Genomic DNA, 17,139 nt, shown 5'->3' on the forward strand with positions numbered 1-17,139 from the left:
GTCTAGGGCGTGCGTCGAAGTCCCTGATCGGGAACGGCCCGGCACCCCGCCGTGGGAGTGGCGGGATGCCGGGCCGTGGTCCGACCGGGGCCTACGACCGGCCGCGGCGCAGCCGGCCCAGCACCGGTGCGGTCAGCGCCACGACGAGGAGCACGGCGACGCCGACCGCGACCGGCCGCCACCACCCGGGCGCGGCACCGTCCCCGGTGGACCGGTCCGCCCGGGCCGGCGACACGTCCCGGGCGACCGGCGCCAGCGACGGTGTCTGCGGCGCTCGCGCCCGCACCTTCGCGGTCGCCGCGCCGGAGTGCGGTGCGGGTGCCGTCACCCGCACCGTCCACGTGCCGGGGGAGAGGATCGGACCGGTGGTGTAGGAGCCCTGCCCCTCGGCCGCCGGTTCCAGTTGCAGCGGGCCGACCGTCCGGCCGCCGGAACCGGCGGCGGTGAGGGTCAGCCGGACCAGCTTGTCCAGGCGGTGGCCGTCGGCGTACGCAGCCTGGATCGTGACGCCACCGGCCCCGTCGCCGGCCACCGTCAGCTTGAGCTTCCCGCTGTGCGCCGTGGCCGGGGCCGCGGCGAGGAACGCCAGGACCAGGCCGGTGAGCACGGCGGCGACCGCCTTGCGGATGCGCATCTCAGGTGCCTTGCCGGTGAAGACGTCGAGGTCGAGGGCGGTGACCGTGCTGCCGGTGTCCGGCTTGACGATCTGCACCCGGCCGTCGCGCTCGATGTAGAAGACGCGGCCGTCGGGGGCGACGTCAAGCTCCATCGGGTTGCTGGTGTTGCTGTCCAGCGCCACCTTCTCGAAGCTCTCGGTCAGCGAGGCGCCGCAGTCGGCGTCCTGCACCCCGGCGGCGGTGCGGATGCCGCCGAGCAGGTGGGCGAGGAACTGCGGCTCGGCGTACGACTCGCGGGTGTGCCCGCCGCCGGTGTACCAGGCCCGGCCGCCGTCGAAGTCCTGGCACCAGGCGATCGGGTGGTCGTGACCCATCGCGCCCGCGCCGGGGGAGTAGCTGGTCTCGTCGAGGGTGGCCAGCACGTGCACGTCACCGCGCGGGTTGGACTGGTAGTTGTACCACTCGTCGAACCGGGACCAGCGCTCCGGCAGCTCCGCGGTGGAGGGGTGCGCGTGGTCCTCCACCTTGACGGTGGCCTGCTGGTTGGCGGGGTGGCTGGCGAAGTGCGCCCCCACCAGGTCGCCGTACCAGGCCCAGCTGTACTCGGTGTCGGAGGCGGCGTGGATGCCGGCGTACCCGCCGCCGGCGCGGATGTAGCGCTCGAACGCCGCCTGCTGGTCGGGGGCCAGGACGTCACCGGTGGTGGAGAGCCAGACGACCACCCGGTACCGGGCGAGGTTCTCGTCGGTGAACGCGGCACCGTCCTCGGTGGTGTCGACGGTGAAGCCGTTGGCGGCGCCGAGCTGCTGGATCGCGGCGATGCCGGTCGGGATGGAGTCGTGCCGGAAGCCGGCCGTCTTCGAGAAGACCAGGACCGAGAACGGCTCGTCGGCGGCGGCCTCCGGCGCCGCGACCGGCGCGGCCTGGACGGCGGGCGCGGCCTGCGCGGCGGGGACGCCGACGAGCGTGGCCGCGGCGAGGCCGAGTGTGAGGAGGGTGGCGGTGACGGGTACGCGGGCACGGCGTGGTCGGGACACTCCGGTCTCCTTTGTCCTGACTGGACAGGGGTCGCGGGGGCCGGCTCGCCGAAGACCGTCCCAGGTGGAGCCGGACGGACGCCGTGCCAGGGCGTTCGTTCCGGCATTATGTCGAATCGCTGAACAAATTAATTCGGCTGCATCGGTTCATGGCAAGGTCTCGATGGGTAACGTTTCGACAACGCCGGGCGACATTCCAGCCAGGACCGTGCAAAGCGCCCGCCCCGGGGACCGCGTCTTGGCAGCCCGGCGCATCTGTCGTACGGTGACACGCAAGTAACCCACGGGAGCCCGGTGGACCGGGCTGAGAGGGGGGCTGTGAGCCCCCGACCGTCGAACCTGATCCGGGTAATGCCGGCGCAGGGAGGAGTGTTGCCGTGCCGTCCCTCGGTCGACTGCATCTCATCACCGACACCCGACCCGGGCGGGATCCGCTCGCCGTCGTCCGGGCCGCCCTGCCGGTGGCCCGTGCCGAGCTGGTCGTCCAGGTCCGGGTGACCGACGACGCGACCGACCGGGAGGCGTACGACCTGGCCCGCCGGGTGGTCGCGCTGTGCGCGCGGCACGGGGCGACCTGCCTGGTGAACGACCGCCTCCACGTGGCCCTGGCGGTGGGCGCCGAGGGTGGGCACGTGGGCGCCGACGACCTGCCGGTCGGCGCGGCCCGTGCGGTGCTGGGATCGGCGGCCGTCCTCGGCGCCACCGCACGCGACCCGGGCACCGCCGCCGAGGCGGTCGCCGCCGGGGCCAGCTACCTGGGGGTCGGGCCGTACCGGCCCACCACGACGAAGGACGGGCTCCCGGCCGCGATCGGCGTGGCCGGAGTCCGGGCGGTCGCCGTGTCGGTCAGCGTGCCGGTGATCGCCATCGGGGGAGTGACGGCGGAGGACGTGCCCGCCCTGCGGGCGGCCGGCGCGTACGGGGTGGCGGTGGTCGGCGCGCTCTCCGAGGCCGCCGACCCCGCCCGCGCCACCGCCGAGCTGCTGAAGGCGCTGACGTGCTGACCGGGGGGCCCGCCCAGCCGGCCGGTGTCCCCTTCCCTCCCGACGTGGCGGTGGTGGGGGCCGGGCCGGTCGGGCTCGCGATCGCCTGGCGGTGCGCCGCGCGCGGGTTGCGCGTCGTCGTGCACGATCCGGCCCCGGGATCGGGTGCCGCGCACGTCGCCGCCGGGATGCTCGCGCCGGTCGCCGAGGCGTACTTCGGCGAGCACGAGCTGACCGGGCTGCTCACCGCCTCGGCCGCCCGCTGGCCGGCGTTCGCCGCCGAACTGGCCGACGTCTCCGGCGCCGACCTCGGCTACCGGGCCGACGGCACCCTCATGGTCGGGCTCACCGCCGACGACCTGGCCGAGGCGCGGCGGCTGTGGGCGTACCAGCAGGGGCTCGGCCTGCCGGTGGCCGTGCTGCGCCCCTCGGAGCTGCGGGACCGCGAGCCGGCGCTCGCGCCCCGGGTGCGCGGTGGCGCCCTCGCCGCCACCGACCACCAGGTCGACCCGCGCCGCCTGGTGCCGGCGCTGCGGACGGCCGCCGAGCGGGCCGGCGCGACCCTGGTGGCCGGCGCGGTCCGCCGCCTGTCCGACGTGGCCGCCGGCGTCACGGTGGTCGCGGCCGGTTGCGGCGCCGCCGCGCTGACCGGGCTGCCGGTCCGGCCGGTGAAGGGCCAGGTGCTGCGGCTCCGCGCGCCCGGCGGCGTCGCGCCGGGCTTCCGGCACGTGATCCGGGGGTACGCGGACGGCGAGCACGTCTACCTCGTCCCCCGGGCCGGCGGGGAGGTGGTGGTCGGGGCGACCGTCGAGGAGCGCACCGACACGACGGTGTCCGCCGGAGCCGTGCTGCGCCTGCTCCGCGCGGCCGTCGACCTGGTGCCGGAGCTCGCCGAGTACGACCTGGTCGAGACGCTCGCCGGGCTGCGCCCCGGCACGCCGGACAACGCGCCGATCCTCGGCCCGCTGACCGGCCGGCCGGACGTGCTCGCCGCCACCGGGCACCACCGGCACGGGATCGTGCTCACCCCGGTCACCGCCGACCTGATCAGCGACCTGATCCTCACCGGCGAGCCGGACCCGCTGCTCGCCCCGTTCACGCCCGACCGCTTCGGGCTGGTCACACCGGACGAGCCGGGTGTGGCCGGTGCGCGCGCGTCCGGCGGTGCGACCATGAAGGAGGAGCGGTGGAACTGACCGTGAACGGGGCCGGACGTACCCTGCCCGGCGGCTCGACCGTCGCGGACCTGGTCCGCGCCGTCACCGACCAGGAGCGCGGCCTCGCCGTCGCCGTCAACGGCGAGGTGGTGCCGCGTGGTGGCTGGTCGGCGACGCTGCTGCGGGACGGCGACCGGGTCGAGGTGCTCAGCGCCGCGCAGGGCGGGTGACCGGCGTGAGCTTCGAGCTGGGCGGCGTCACGTTCACGTCACGGCTGGTCCTCGGCACGGGCGGGGCGGCCAACCTGCACGTGCTGGAGCAGGCGATCCGGGCGTCCGGCACCGAGCTGGTCACCCTCGCCCTGCGCCGGGTCGACACCTCCGGCGGCTCGGGTGGCCTGCTGGACCTCCTCGACCGCTGCGGAGTGCGGCTGCTGCCCAACACGGCCGGCTGCTACACGGCCGGCGAGGCGGTGAAGGTGGCCCACCTGGCGCGGGAGGCGTTCGACACCGACTGGGTGAAGCTGGAGGTGATCGGCGACGAGCGCACCCTGCTGCCCGACGGGGTGGAACTGCTGCGCGCCGCCGAGGAACTGGTCGCCGACGGGTTCACCGTGCTGCCGTACACGTCGGACGACCCGATCCTGGCCCGCCGCCTCGCCGACGTGGGCTGCGCGGCCGTGATGCCGGCCGGGTCGCCGATCGGATCCGGGCTCGGGGTGTCCAACCCGCACCACATCCGGCTCATCCGGCAGAGCGTGGACGTGCCGGTGATCCTGGACGCCGGCATCGGCACCGCGTCCGACGCGGCCCTCGCCATGGAACTGGGCTGCGACGCGGTGCTGCTGGCCAGCGCGGTGACGCGCGCCGCCGACCCGGTGGCGATGGCGACGGCGATGCGGTACGCGGTCGAGGCGGGCCGCCTGGCGTACGGGGCCGGCCGCATACCGCGCCGCTTCCACGCCCTCGCCTCCACCCCGGACGAGGGGCGGCCGGACCTGTGACACGGCGGGGAGCGACAGGTCTCGTGGCGCCTGGTGGTGGCCACGCGGACCGGTCCCTGGAAGGACCGCGGACGTCCACGATCGTCAGCGGGCCGGTCGGCGTCGTCGTGCTGACCGACCGGCGGGTGGCGCGGCGGCCGCTCGTCGAGGTGGTGGCGGGCGCGGTGGCCGGGGGAGTGCGGTGGGTGGTACTGCGGGAGAAGGACCTGCCCCGCCCCGACCGTGCCGCGCTCGCCGCCGAGCTGCGCGCCGTCCTCGCCCAGGTGGGTGGCACCCTGGTCGTCGCCGGCCCGGACCCGCTCGACGGGGACGCCGTGCACCTGCCCGCCGCCGGCCCGTACCCGCCGCCGCGCCTCGGCCTGGTCGGCCGCTCCTGCCACGACCACACCGAGCTCGCGCGACTCACCACCGAGGACTACGTCACCCTCTCACCCGTCTACCCCACGCGGACCAAACCCGGCTACGGCCCACCCCTCCATCCGGAAGGGCTGGCAGCGCTGATCGGAGCCAGCCCCGTGCCGGTCCTGGCCCTCGGCGGCATCGAGACCGCTGAGCAGGTGCAGGACTGTGTCGAGGCGGGAGCGGCGGGTGTGGCCGTGCTGGGTGCCGTCATGCGCTCAGACGACCCCGCCGAGGCAGCCACCACGCTGACAACGGCCTTCGACCAGGCCACCCGACAGAAGGCGGCACACCCGAGACCACCAAGCCGGCGGCGAACGACGGCGGTCCCCACGACAGGGCTGCGGCCGACCGCGCCCACGGAGGGATCAAGCCTGACCGCCCGGAGTGGGCACGGTCGGCCGCAGCCCTCAACCGCAACCACGGAGAGAGCCAAGTGACGCCACCCACCATCCTCACCATCGCCGGCTCCGACTCCGGCGGCGGCGCCGGCATCCAGGCCGACCTGAAGGTCTTCGCCGCGCTCGGGGCGTACGGCACCAGCGTCCTCACGGCCGTCACCGCGCAGAACACCCGGGGTGTCGACGCCGTCCTGCCGCTGCCGCCGCGCACGGTCGCCGACCAGTTGGACAGCGTGCTCGCCGACTTCACCGTCCGGGCGGTCAAGACCGGCATGCTGGGCACCCCGGCGGTCGCCGACGTCGTCGCCGACGCGGCGAAGGACGGCCGGCTGCCGCACCTCGTCGTCGACCCGGTGCTGGTCGCCACCAGCGGGCACGCGCTGGGCGTGGTGGCGGCGGTGGAGCGGCTGCTGCCGTACGCGCGGGTGGCGACGCCGAACTGCGCGGAGGCCGCGGCCATCACCGGACGCCCGGTGTCCACGGTCGAGGAGATGGTGGCCGCCGCCGAGGCTCTCGCCGCCGGCGGCCCGGAGCACGTCGTGGTCACCGGCGGCGACGTGGACGCGGACGGCGAGGCCGTCGACGTGCTGCACGGCGGCGGCGTCACCACCCTGCTCCGCGCGCCCCGGGTGCCGACCCGGCACAACCACGGAACCGGATGTTCGTTCTCGGCGGCCGTCGCCGTCCGGCTCGCGCTGGGCGATCCGGTGCCGGCGGCCGTCGCCACCGCCAAGGAGTACGTCACCCGGGCGCTGACCGGCGCCCGGGACTGGGAGTTGGGCGCGGGACACGGCCCGCTGGACCACTTCGGCTGGTCCGCTTGAGCGACAGGGAGGCTGTCATGCAGGCACGTCGCAAGGTCTACGTCGAGGGTTCGCGGCCGGACGTCCAGGTGCCGTTCGCCGAGGTCGACCTCACCGGGGACAACCCGCCGGTGCGGCTCTACGACACGTCCGGGCCGGGTTCGGACCCGGAGGTCGGACTGCCGCCGCTGCGCGGACCATGGATCGCCGAGCGGGGTGACGTGGCGCCGGTCCGGGGTGCCGGCACCCCGCTGGCCGGGCGGGACGGCAAGCGGCCCACGCAGCTCGCGTACGCCCGGGCGGGCGTCGTCACGCCGGAGATGGAGTTCGTGGCGATCCGGGAGGGCATGGCACCGGAGTTCGTGCGCGACGAGATCGCGGCCGGCCGGGCGGTCCTGCCGTTGAACGTCAACCACCCGGAGTGCGAGCCGGCGATCATCGGCAAGGCCTTCCTGGTCAAGGTCAACGCCAACATCGGCACCTCCGCGGTGACCTCGTCGATCGCCGAGGAGGTGGAGAAGCTGACCTGGGCGACGCGGTGGGGCGCGGACACCGTGATGGACCTGTCGACCGGCAAGCGGATCCACGAGACGCGCGAGGCGATCGTGCGGAACTCGCCGGTGCCCATCGGCACGGTGCCGATCTACCAGGCGCTGGAGAAGGTCGGCGGTGACCCGGTGAAGTTGAGCTGGGAGGTGTTCCGGGAGACCGTCATCGAGCAGGCCGAGCAGGGCGTCGACTACATGACGGTGCACGCCGGTGTGCTGCTGCCGTACGTGCCCCTCGCGGTCGGCCGGGTGACCGGCATCGTGTCGCGGGGCGGCTCGATCATGGCGGCCTGGTGTCTGGCCCACCACGAGGAGAACTTCCTCTACACCAACTTCGCCGAGCTGTGCGAGATCCTGTCCCGCTACGACGTGACGTTCTCGCTCGGCGACGGCCTGCGACCCGGCTCGATCGCCGACGCCAACGACGAGGCGCAGTTCGCCGAGCTGCGTACGCTCGGGGAGCTGACGAAGGTCGCGTGGGAGCACGACGTCCAGGTGATGATCGAGGGCCCGGGCCACGTGCCGATGCACAAGATCAAGGAGAACGTGGACCTCCAGCAGGAGTGGTGTCACGAGGCCCCGTTCTACACCCTCGGGCCGCTGACCACGGACATCGCGCCCGCGTACGACCACATCACCTCGGCCATCGGCGCGGCGATGATCGGCATGTTCGGCACGGCGATGCTCTGCTACGTCACGCCGAAGGAGCACCTCGGGCTGCCGGACCGGGACGACGTGAAGGCCGGCGTGATCGCGTACAAGATCGCGGCGCACGCGGCGGACCTGGCCAAGGGGCACCCCGGCGCGCAGGCGTGGGACGACGCTCTGTCCAAGGCGCGCTTCGAGTTCCGGTGGGAGGACCAGTTCAACCTCTCGCTGGACCCGGAGACGGCGCGCGCGTACCACGACGCCACGCTCCCCGCCGAGCCGGCGAAGACGGCCCACTTCTGCTCGATGTGCGGGCCGAAGTTCTGCTCCATGAGGATCACGCAGGAGCTCAAGGAGTACGCGGCCCGCGGCATGAAGGACAAGTCCGACGAGTTCGTCGCCTCGGGCGGCCGCGTCTACCTGCCCCTGGCCTGACTCACCACGAGCCCGCCGCCCGCCGCCCGGCGGCCGGTCGTGACACGGTCAGCCCGTCGACACCCGGCGTATCGCGTTGACGCTCTCATGGTCAACGCGATACGCCGGGCGGCGGGCGGGAGTGTGCTCCGCCCCTTTGCTCTGCTTCAACGGGCGCAACGACATCGGGCGGAAACTGTTGCGTGGGTCGAAGCAGAGCAAAGGGGGCAGGTGGTGTGTCAGTCGCGGTGGTGGCGACCGGTCGAGCGTAGGGAGCGGCGGCCGCTCTCCTGCTCCGGCTCGTTGTCCGGCAGCGGCTTGCTCAGCCCGGTGACCCAGTCCACGAACTCCTCGTCCTGCGCCGGCAGCGGCTCCGCGTCCGTCGAGGCGTCGGCCTGGTCGGACCGTGACCGGTTCCGCCGGAACAGGCCGCGCCGCTTCGGCTCGGGCCGCTGCTCGGGCCCGCCGTGATCGGCCGGCGTGTCCTCGCCGGCGACCTGCCCGGCCGTCGGTGACGAGGTGCCGGTCGGACGGCCGTCGGCGCCCGCGAACGCGGCGGCCAGCCGATCGGCCACGGACGGCGTGGGATCCTCTCCGGTCGCCGCGCCCACCGGACTGGTCGCGGCTCCCGGCGTCGGTTCACCACCGGCCGGGTCGGTTCCCGTCGGGTGGCTCTCCACCGGACGGGCCTCCGTCGGGCCGCCGCGCCGGGCGGTGCCGAAGGCGTCCCAGGCGTGGGGGCTGTTCAGGTCCGGCAGGGGAGCCCGGTGCCGGGGCCGGGGGGCCGCCTCGGCCGCCCCGTCGTCGTCAGGGCGGGCGGAACCCGGCGCCGGCGGGGTGAACGGATCCGAGGCGACCGGACGCGGCGTCGGCTGCGTCGGTGTCAGCGGCGGCAGCGCGGCGAACGGCTCCGGCCCGACCCGGGTGGGAGTGGGCCGGGGTGGCGTGACCGGGGTGGGGTCGGGCCGCGACGAGGCGAACGGATCCGGCCCCAGCTGCGCGGGCGCCGGTCGTGCCGGAACGGCGGGCGTCGGCGGCGTGGGCAGGGGTCCGGACGGTACGGGCGCACGCCCGGCGGCCGGTGCCGGGTCGCTCCGGCCGGGGTCGCTGATGTCCGGTGCGGGAGAGCCGCCGGTCGGTGCCGGGCTCGCCGCTGTGGGAAACGCGCCGGTCGGAGCCGGCCCCGCCGCGGATGCGACCGACGCCCGGCCGGTGGCCGCCAGCGGGGTGCCCGAAGGGGCGGTGGTCGGCCGGTCCGCGGTGGACGGCGGGGTGTCCAGGAGTGGGGTGGTCGGCCGGTCGGTGGCTGCCGGCTCGTCCGCGGTGCGGGAAGCGGCACCGGTCGCCTTGGCGGGCGTGGCCTTCGTCCGGCGGCCACGGCGTGGCCGGGGTGCCGTCTCACCCGCTGCCGGAGCCGTGTCCGGCGTCTCCGCCGGCGCCGTCCCTTTCGTGGCCTTCGCCCGGCCCCCGGTTCGCCCCGGATCTCCGGCCGGCACGACCGACCCGGCTGCGTCGTCGGTTGACCTGTCCAGCCGGGCCGGTCCGTCCTGCGGCGTGGCCGGCGGGGCCGCTTCGTTCTGAGGCGTGGCCGGCGGGGCCGCCTCGTCCCGGAGCGTGTCCGGCCGGGCCGCGGTCGCACGGTCCCTGGCGGTCCGCATCCTGGCGTCGGCCGCACCCGTTGTCGGCTTGGCCGCGCCGTCGTCCAGTGTGGCCCGCCCGGCTTCGTCGTCGGCAGGTGCTACCGCACTGGCCGCCCCGCCCGCCGGTGTGGCGGGCCCGGCCGCGTCAGCCGTACCCGTTGTCGGCTTGGCTGCCCCGTCCGCCGGCCTGGCCGCCCGGGCCCGCTTCGTCGACGGGCCCGCCGGCGCTGCGGGTGCCGCGTGCCCGGCCGAGGGTCTGGATGCGGCGGCTGCCGGCGTCGACGGGGCTGCGGCGGCGGATCCGGTCAGGCCGGTGCCGACGATTCCGGCGGATCCGGCGGCTTCCGAGGCGCCGGGTGATGCGGCGCCGGATGACACTGCGCCGGATGACGCGGCGCCGTCGCCGGCGACCTCCACGGGGGAGGGTGCCGGTGCTGAGGCGCGGTGCCGGTCGGACCGGACGTTCCCGGCGAGCGGGTCGGGGTCTACCGGGGCGGGGACAGGTGTCCCGGTGGAACCGGTCGTGGCCGCCGCGGCACCGGCCGAGGTGCCACCCGGCGCCGGCCAGTCCCAGTGGGCCGGCGTGGGACCGCCGGGCGTCTCCGGTGTCCGTCCGCCCCGCGTGGTGCCCGCCGCGTCGTCACCGGCGCCGGCCGGCGTACCGGTGCCGCCGGTCAGGCGCCCGGCGTCGCCCGCCGTACCGGCGGACGGCGCGGTCGCGGCGGTCCGGGGCAGGGCCGGACCGGTCGGCAGCGGCCGCAGGATGTCGGTGGGCTCGATCGCGCCGGCGGCGCCCGGGATGCCCGCGCTTCCCGCCGCCGTGCGCTCCACGAGCGGCCAGCGCAGCAGGGCGGCGGCGGCCGAGCCGAGCGCGCCCGCGGCCACGGCGAGCACGGCGCCGTAGTAGGGCGTGGTCTGGTAACGGTCGACGCCACCGCCGGGGCCGGCGGCCAGGTAGGCGAACGCCAGCAGCGCCGGCCCGGCCACCCCGGTCAGACCGCCGATCAGCGGGGGATGCCCGCGCCAGCGGGCGACGGCGCCGGTGGTCGCCCCGGCCAGCAGCGCCACCAGGGGCAGGATCAGCAGCGCCAGGCGCTGCGCCGCCGCGGCGCTGAGCCACGCCGGCTCCAGCACCCCGAGGCGTACGGTGGTCAGCGGGCCGGTGGCGGTGACGGACGGTACGACCGAGACCAGGGCCAGCAGCCAGACGACCCCGGCGACCAGGGCCATGTTCCAGCCCAGCGGCGGCCGGACCAGCACGGCGAGCGCGGCCCCCGCGCCCGCCCCCGTGCCGAGGGCCGCGCAGATGGCGACGGCCCAGACCGGATCCACGGAGATCAGTTCGGCGGCCCGGGCCGGCTGCATGCAGAGCGGTGCGACGACCGTGGCGCCCAGCGCGGCGGCGCCCGCGACGGCCAGTTGCCGCCCGGTGCCGGTCAGCGGCCCGTCCCGACGGGCCAGGCGTTCGGTGAGTACGGCGCCGACGACGGCGGCGTTCGCCGCGAACCAGCCGATCCAGGCGAGCTGGGCCGGCCACTGGTTGACGGTGCCACCGGTGAAGGCGCCCGTGAGCCGCACGACGCCGAAGCCGAACGCGATGCCGAGCTGACCGGCTCCGGCCAGCAGGCTCACCCCGAGCGCCGTGAGCAGCAGTTTGCCCCAGGTCCGATTGGCCATGTCCGGCACGTTACGGTCCGGTGCGCCCGATCGCCACCGGCACGCCGTGCGGTACGACAGCCCTGCCGGCGGCGGGTCTACTTGAGTTCGACCAGCCGGGCCAGGTACGTCGTGTCGCCGACGTTGGTGAGCATGTGCACCGCCCCGGGGTCCCGGAAGACGACGCCGCCGGTCGGCTCGTCGGCGTCGACGCGGGTGCCGTCGACGGTCTGCACCACGTTCTTCGCGCCCTGGATGGCCACCACCAGGTACGGGTGGTCGTGCCGGTGCAGCGGCTGCCGCTCGCCCGGCTCGAGCTTGATGTGCCAGACCCGGACGCGGTCGTTCTCGTACACGATCTCCTGGCCCACCGGGCCGAGCTCGAGGTCGGTGTCGGTCATCGGACTCCGTCCAGTTGGGGGAGCACCTCGGCGGCGATGAGCTCCAGGTGGTCGAGATCGGCGAGGTCGATCAGGCGCAGGTGGACGCGGCCGGCGCCGATCGCGGCGAACTCGCCGATGCGGTCGACGAGCTGCGCGGGCGAGCCGACCACCGGATCCTCGGGCGGAAGGGCGCTCGGCACGTGCAGGGGCGCGGCCCGGTGCCGGGCGTCGGCGTCGGTGCGGCCGATCGCCACCACGATCCCGGCGGACAACACCAGCGGCGGCCGCCCGGACTCGGCCCTCCCGGCCCACTCGCACGCCTCGCGGACCCGCTGGTACGCGGCCGCCGTCTGGGAGACGGTGGTGAACGGCATGTTGAACTCGTCGGCGTACCGGGCGGCCAGCTCGGGAGTGCGCTTCGGGCCGCGCCCGCCCACGATCACCGGCGGGCCCGGCACCTGCACCGGTTTCGGCAGCGCCGGTGCGTCGACGAGACGGTAGTGGGCGCCGGTGTAGCTGAAGGTCCTGTCCACCGGGGTGCGCCACAGCCCGGTGACGATCTCCAGTTGCTCGGCCAGCCGGTCGAAGCGCTCGGCGACACCGGGGAACGGGATCCCGTACGCGGTGTGCTCGCGTTCGTACCACCCGGCGCCGATGCCCAGCTCGACCCGGCCGCCGCTCATCTGGTCCACCTGGGCCACCATCACGGCCAAGGGCCCGGGCAGCCGGAACGTCGCCGAGGTGACCAGGGTGCCGAGCCGGATCCGCCTGGTCTCCCGGGCCAGGGCGGCCAGCGTCAACCAGGCGTCGGTGGGGCCGGGGAGCGCCGGCTCGTCGCCCATCGCCCGGTAATGGTCGGCGCGGAGGAAGCCCTCGTACCCGCAGTCCTCGGCGAGGCGCGCGAACCGGAGCTGGTCGTCGTAGCTGGCACCCCGGTGCGGCTCGGTGAACAGGGACACCCGCATGGTCATCGGTCCTCCGCCGCCACCGGCATGTCCTTCTCCATCAGCAGCTCGTGCAGGTCGGCGCTGACCCGGGCGACGTCCGCCAAATGCGCGTTGCGGCCGAGGGTGCGCGGCCGGGGGATGGTCACGTCGACGATGCTGCGGATCCGGCCGGGGCGGGGGCTGAGCACCACCACCCGGTCGGCGAGCAGGACGGCCTCGTCGATCGAGTGGGTGACGAAGACGACCGTCGCCGACGTCTCCATGTGTATCCGTTGCAGCTCACCGGAGAGCTCCTCCCGGGTGAGCGCGTCCAGCGCGGAGAACGGCTCGTCCATGAGCATGACCCGGGGCTCACCGATGAGGGAGCGGCACAGCGCCACCCGCTGCTGCATCCCGCCGGAGAGCTCGTGGGGCAGCCGCTTCTCGAACCCGGCCAGGCCGGCCACCTCCAGCAGCTGCCGGGCCCGGTCGTGGTGCTTCGCCCGTTTCCAGCCGAAGATCTCCACCGGGAGCAGGACGTTGTCGAGCACGGTGCGCCACGGCAGCAGCGCCGGCCGCTGGAACAGCATGGCGACGTCCCGGCGGGGCCGGATGATCGGCGTGCCGCCGACCGTGACCTCCCCGGCGGTGACCGGCAGCAGGCCGGCGACCAGCCGCAGCAGGGTGGACTTGCCACAGCCGGAGCGGCCGACGACGGCGACGAACTCGCCCTCGGCGACCTCAAGGTCGATGCCGCGCAGGGCCTCCACGCGACCGGACCGGCCGTCGAAGGTGCGGGATACGCCGGACAGACGGATCATCCCGCGGGCCTCCCTGAGTCGGCGGTCAGCAATCCGCGGGACAGAGTATCCGTCTCGTGCCTCAATCGCACCGTCCGGGTTGGACGTCAGTCCGTTTCCGTTTCGCAACCCGATACGCCTGGCGTCGGAAAGGTGGAATTCTCGTACGCTGTGCCCGCGAAGAGTCCCCTCACGACGGTGGTGTCGGCCACCCCCCTCCCGCCGGCGCCACCAGACAACCCCTCCGGAGGCCCGCCGGCCCCGGTCGGAAAGGACAAGGTGCACTGATGAGAAGGCTGACCCGTACGGTCGCCGCGGCCTCGATGGCCGCCGCCCTCGCGCTCGTCGCGGCCTGCAGCAGCGGCTCGGACTCCACGGACGACGCCAAGGGAGGCAACGGCGGCGCCGTGGAGAAGGTGACGTACCTCACGTCGTTCGGCAACTTCGGCCGTGACTCGTACGCCTGGGTCGCGAAGGAGAAGGGCTTCTTCACCGAGGCCGGCTTCGACGTGGAGATCAAGCCGGGCCAGGGCACCGGCAGCGTCATCCAGACGGTCGTCAGCGGGCAGGCCCAGTTCGGCCCGATCGACCTCACCGGCGGTCTGCTCCAGCTCGGCAACGGCGTGGCCAAGGACTTCGTCGCGGTGGCCGCGATCCAGCAGCGCACCATGGCCGCCATCGCCACCGTCGAGGGCAAGAACATCGCCTCGCCGAAGGACCTGGAGGGCAAGAAGCTCGCCGACACCCAGGGGTCCGTCGTCCGCAACCTCTTCCCGACGTACGCGAAGATGGCGGGTGTCGACGCGAGCAAGGTGACCTGGGTCAACGGTGACGCCCAGACGCTGATGGGCACCCTCGCCTCCGGCACCGTCGACGGCATCGGGCAGTTCGTGGTCGGCCAGCCGACCATCGAGGCGGTGACCAAGAAGAGGGCGGTCCTGCTGCCGTACAGCAACGTGATGCAGGACCTCTACGGCAACGTGCTGATCACCTCCTCCAAGCTCGCCAAGGAGAACCCGGAGATGGTCAAGCGGTTCACCAACGCCCTGCTCAAGGGCCTGGAGTACGCGCTGGCCAACCCGCAGGAGGCGGCCGACATCCTGAAGAAGAACGTGCCCGCCGCGAACCCGGCGGCGGCGAAGGCCGAGCTGGAGCTGATGGCCGGCTACGTCCGGTCCAGCAACACCGGCACCCAGCTCGGCACGCTGGACAGCGGCCGGGTCGCCAAGAGCATCGCGATCCTCCAGGGCGCCGGTGCGCTCAAGCAGAACATCACGCCCGACCAGATCATCGACTTCAGCCTCGCGCCGAAGGCCTGATCGCCGACGGTCGGGGGTGCGGCCCATGGACGCCGTCCGTGGGCCGCACCCCCGCCGCGTGCCGGTCGTCAGCCGGCAGAACAGGAGGTTCCCGTGACCGAGGTGACCGGTACCCGGCCCGAGCGGCGGCCGTCGGAGGAATCCGTCGAGGCATCCCCGACGACCGTTCCCGCCACACCGCCGGTCGCCGGCCGGTGGCGCGGGACGCGGCCGGCGAACGTCGGCCTGCCGCTGCTCGGGGTGGTGATCGCGCTGGCTTTCTGGTGGCTGGTCACCTCGGGGCTCGGCCTCGTGCACCCGGTGTCGCTGCCACCGCCGCAGGACGTCTGGGATTCCCTGACCCTGTCCCGCGGCGTGCTGCTGCCGGCCCTCGGCATCACCACCCTGATGACCGTGCTCGGCTTCCTGATCTCGACGGTCGCGGGGGTGCTGATCGGGATGACCCTGGCCGCCTCCCGGCGCGCCGAGCGGATGTTCGCCCCGCTGCTCGTGGCGGTCAACGCGGTGCCGAAGATCGCGCTCGGCCCGCTGCTGGTGGTGTCGTTCGGCTGGGGCGAGAAGCCGATCCTGACGATGGTGTTCCTGCTCTGCTTCTTCCCGATCGTCCTCTCCACGGCGACCGGCCTCACCACCACCCCGGCGGACCTGGCCGAGCTGGCCCGGTCGTTGAACGCCTCGTGGTGGCAGTCGTTCAGAAAGGTGCGCTTCCCGGCCGCGCTGCCGCAGGTCTTCGTCGGGTTGAAGGTGGCGATGCCGCTGGCCGCCATCGGTGCGGTGATCGGCGAGTTCTACTCGGACAAGCCGGGCCTGGGGTACCAGATCCTGCAGTACAACGGCGTGGGGGACACCGCGACGGCGTGGGCCGCGATCGTGCTGATCGCCGCGATGAGCATCGCGCTCTACTCGGCGCTCTCCTTCGTCGAGCGCCTCGCCCTGCCCTGGGTACGCGCGACCACGGCCCGGTGAGCGCGGGCCGGTGACCGGACGCCGACGGGCCCGGTGAGCCGAGGCCAATCGGCCCGGTGAGCCGGCGCCCACCGGGCCGTACGGCGGCGGTCAGCCGGCCAGGCGCCAGCGGCCGTTGCGCGCGACCAGGGTGGTCAGCGCCTGCGGCATCAGGCCGGAGTGGTTGTCCGGGGTCATCCGGATCGGTCCCGACAGACCGTCCAGTTGGGACGTCTCCAGCACGTCCCGGATGCCGTCCCGGTTGACCGCGCCGGGCTTCCCACCCGCGCGCAGCGCGGCGTCGGCGATCAACTGGACGGCGTCAGCGGCGAACGAGGACGAGCCGTGGTAACCGCCGAACCGGGCGGTGTAGTCCTGGAACCACTGCCGCCGTGCGGCCTTCGCCGGCGTGGTGGCGATGACGTCGTCGATCACCATGGTCTGCGTGAAGACCAGGGTGGCGCGTTCGGTGGCCCGCGCCGCCTGGCCGAGAAAGAGGTCCCCGGCGGCCGAGGCGTCCAGGTAGAGCGAGCCGTCGAAGCCGGCCGACTGCGCCGCCACGGCGGCGAGGCTCGCCTGCTCCGGGGGCGTCCAGAGCACCAGGGCGTCGGGGTCGCCGGTGGTCACCGCGGTGACCTGGCGGGCGACGTCGGTGTCGGTGGCGCGGACCCGCTCCACCCGGCGTACCTTCACGCCGGCCTTGCCGAACTCGCGCTGGAGCGCCGCGAGCCCCTCCCGGCCGTAGTCGTCGTCGCTGTGCAGCACGCCGACCTCGGTGGCGCCGCCGCGCCGCAGTTCGCCGGTGAGGGCGGCCGCGTTGTCGGCCGCGTTCGGGGCCAGCTTGAACACGTACCGGCGCTGCCCGACGGGGTTCGTGACGGCGCCGGAGGGGGCCAGCGCGATGGTGGGCACCCGCTTTTCGTCGATGGTGCGTACGGCGCCGACCGCGCATTCGTTGCAGCCGCCCATGATGATCGCGCTGACCTTGGCGTCGTCACCGAAATCGTTGATGTTCCGCAACGATTCGCTCGCGTCGGAGCGATTGTCCTTGATGGTGAGTTCGACGCGCCGGCCGTTCAGCGCGCCCGAGGAGTTCAGTTGCTCGACCTTCAGTTCCAGGGCTCGCTGGTACGCCTTGCCGACGGCCGCGGAGGCCCCGGAGAGTTCGAGGTCGGCGGCGATGACGATGGGGCTGGTGTCCCGCTCCTCCCCGCCGAACTGGCAGGCGGTGAGCGTGGTGGCCAGGACGGCCGAGGCGAGTGCCGCGGCGGTCGCGGAGCGGATGGGGCTCAACGTTGTCCTCCAGGTGGACGTGGGCGCGGCCCGGGCACCGCCGGAATCGACCGTCCGTTCGTCAGGGACGGAACTGTTCTGCCGTACGGTGAGCGCGAAAGCCTGCAAAACCTTGCCAATGTCGGGCGCTGCGGTCAAGCGGGCAGTGGGGAGGCTTTTCGGGACGC

15 protein-coding genes and 1 riboswitch are annotated in these 17,139 nt (G+C 74.3%); of the genes, 9 read left to right on the plus strand and 6 right to left on the minus strand.

The features are described 5' to 3' along the window. Window positions 1–91: 91 nt before the first annotated feature. The gene (locus tag HCJ94_RS30195; protein ID WP_168001541.1) at window positions 92–1,654 is read right to left on the minus strand and encodes a ThuA domain-containing protein; all 1,563 of its coding nucleotides are present in this window, start codon (window positions 1,652–1,654) and stop codon (window positions 92–94) included. 273 nt (window positions 1,655–1,927) lie between these two features. Further along, window positions 1,928–2,037, plus strand: a riboswitch (TPP riboswitch). Between HCJ94_RS30195 and thiE the strand changes: the two genes are divergently transcribed. The 7 genes from thiE (at window position 2,032) to thiC (ending at window position 8,031) form a co-directional block, all read left to right on the plus strand. Beyond that, the gene (thiE, locus tag HCJ94_RS14460) at window positions 2,032–2,658 is read left to right on the plus strand and encodes a thiamine phosphate synthase (protein ID WP_168001542.1); all 627 of its coding nucleotides are present in this window, start codon (window positions 2,032–2,034) and stop codon (window positions 2,656–2,658) included. It overlaps the preceding riboswitch by 6 nt. Continuing rightward, a complete protein-coding gene (gene thiO, locus HCJ94_RS14465) occupies window positions 2,652–3,833 on the plus strand; it encodes a glycine oxidase ThiO (protein WP_168001543.1) in 1,182 nt (393 codons plus the stop codon). Before thiE ends, thiO begins: the two co-directional genes overlap by 7 nt. Next, window positions 3,824–4,024 (plus strand): sulfur carrier protein ThiS, encoded by a 201-nt coding sequence (thiS, locus tag HCJ94_RS14470; RefSeq protein WP_168001544.1) that lies wholly within the window; start codon window positions 3,824–3,826, stop codon window positions 4,022–4,024. The genes thiO and thiS overlap by 10 nt, the downstream gene beginning before the upstream one ends. After that, on the plus strand, window positions 4,021–4,797 hold the full coding sequence (locus tag HCJ94_RS14475; protein ID WP_168001545.1) for a thiazole synthase: 777 nt from the start codon (window positions 4,021–4,023) through the stop codon (window positions 4,795–4,797). Before thiS ends, HCJ94_RS14475 begins: the two co-directional genes overlap by 4 nt. Window positions 4,798–4,877: 80 nt before the next feature. Next, window positions 4,878–5,636 carry a thiamine phosphate synthase gene (locus tag HCJ94_RS14480; protein ID WP_168001657.1) on the plus strand — a complete coding sequence of 253 codons (759 nt, stop codon included), beginning with the start codon at window positions 4,878–4,880 and terminating at the stop codon, window positions 5,634–5,636. Then, the gene (thiD, locus tag HCJ94_RS14485) at window positions 5,633–6,421 is read left to right on the plus strand and encodes a bifunctional hydroxymethylpyrimidine kinase/phosphomethylpyrimidine kinase (protein WP_168001546.1); all 789 of its coding nucleotides are present in this window, start codon (window positions 5,633–5,635) and stop codon (window positions 6,419–6,421) included. Before HCJ94_RS14480 ends, thiD begins: the two co-directional genes overlap by 4 nt. Before the next feature lie 17 nt (window positions 6,422–6,438). Next, window positions 6,439–8,031 (plus strand): phosphomethylpyrimidine synthase ThiC, encoded by a 1,593-nt coding sequence (gene thiC / locus HCJ94_RS14490; protein WP_168001547.1) that lies wholly within the window; start codon window positions 6,439–6,441, stop codon window positions 8,029–8,031. Window positions 8,032–8,249: 218 nt separating this feature from the next. On the opposite strand, the gene HCJ94_RS29635 is transcribed toward thiC, so the two are convergent. The 4 genes from HCJ94_RS29635 to HCJ94_RS14510 all read right to left on the minus strand — a co-directional run bounded on the left by HCJ94_RS29635 (window position 8,250) and on the right by HCJ94_RS14510 (window position 13,436). Beyond that, entirely contained in the window at window positions 8,250–11,327 is a 3,078-nt protein-coding gene (locus HCJ94_RS29635; RefSeq protein ID WP_205801288.1) for a hypothetical protein, read from the minus strand. Window positions 11,328–11,404: 77 nt separating this feature from the next. Beyond that, a complete protein-coding gene (locus HCJ94_RS14500; protein ID WP_168001548.1) occupies window positions 11,405–11,707 on the minus strand; it encodes a cupin domain-containing protein in 303 nt (100 codons plus the stop codon). Continuing rightward, window positions 11,704–12,654, minus strand: coding sequence for an LLM class F420-dependent oxidoreductase (locus tag HCJ94_RS14505; RefSeq protein ID WP_168001658.1), 951 nt, complete (start codon window positions 12,652–12,654; stop codon window positions 11,704–11,706). The genes HCJ94_RS14500 and HCJ94_RS14505 overlap by 4 nt, the downstream gene beginning before the upstream one ends. 2 nt (window positions 12,655–12,656) lie before the next feature. Beyond that, the gene (locus HCJ94_RS14510; protein ID WP_168001549.1) at window positions 12,657–13,436 is read right to left on the minus strand and encodes an ABC transporter ATP-binding protein; all 780 of its coding nucleotides are present in this window, start codon (window positions 13,434–13,436) and stop codon (window positions 12,657–12,659) included. A gap of 266 nt (window positions 13,437–13,702) precedes the next feature. Between HCJ94_RS14510 and HCJ94_RS14515 the strand changes: the two genes are divergently transcribed. Then, window positions 13,703–14,734: an ABC transporter substrate-binding protein gene (locus tag HCJ94_RS14515; protein WP_168001550.1), complete on the plus strand. Its 1,032-nt coding sequence runs from the start codon at window positions 13,703–13,705 to the stop codon at window positions 14,732–14,734. Between the two features lie 102 nt (window positions 14,735–14,836). Beyond that, on the plus strand, window positions 14,837–15,700 hold the full coding sequence (locus HCJ94_RS14520; RefSeq protein WP_168001659.1) for an ABC transporter permease: 864 nt from the start codon (window positions 14,837–14,839) through the stop codon (window positions 15,698–15,700). A gap of 90 nt (window positions 15,701–15,790) precedes the next feature. Here HCJ94_RS14520 and HCJ94_RS14525 read toward each other — a convergent pair whose 3' ends face one another. Continuing rightward, the gene (locus HCJ94_RS14525) at window positions 15,791–16,972 is read right to left on the minus strand and encodes an ABC transporter substrate-binding protein (RefSeq protein ID WP_168001551.1); all 1,182 of its coding nucleotides are present in this window, start codon (window positions 16,970–16,972) and stop codon (window positions 15,791–15,793) included. Window positions 16,973–17,139: the final 167 nt, after the last annotated feature.

The organism is Micromonospora thermarum, assembly GCF_012034245.1.
Classification (GTDB): domain Bacteria; phylum Actinomycetota; class Actinomycetes; order Mycobacteriales; family Micromonosporaceae; genus Micromonospora; species Micromonospora thermarum.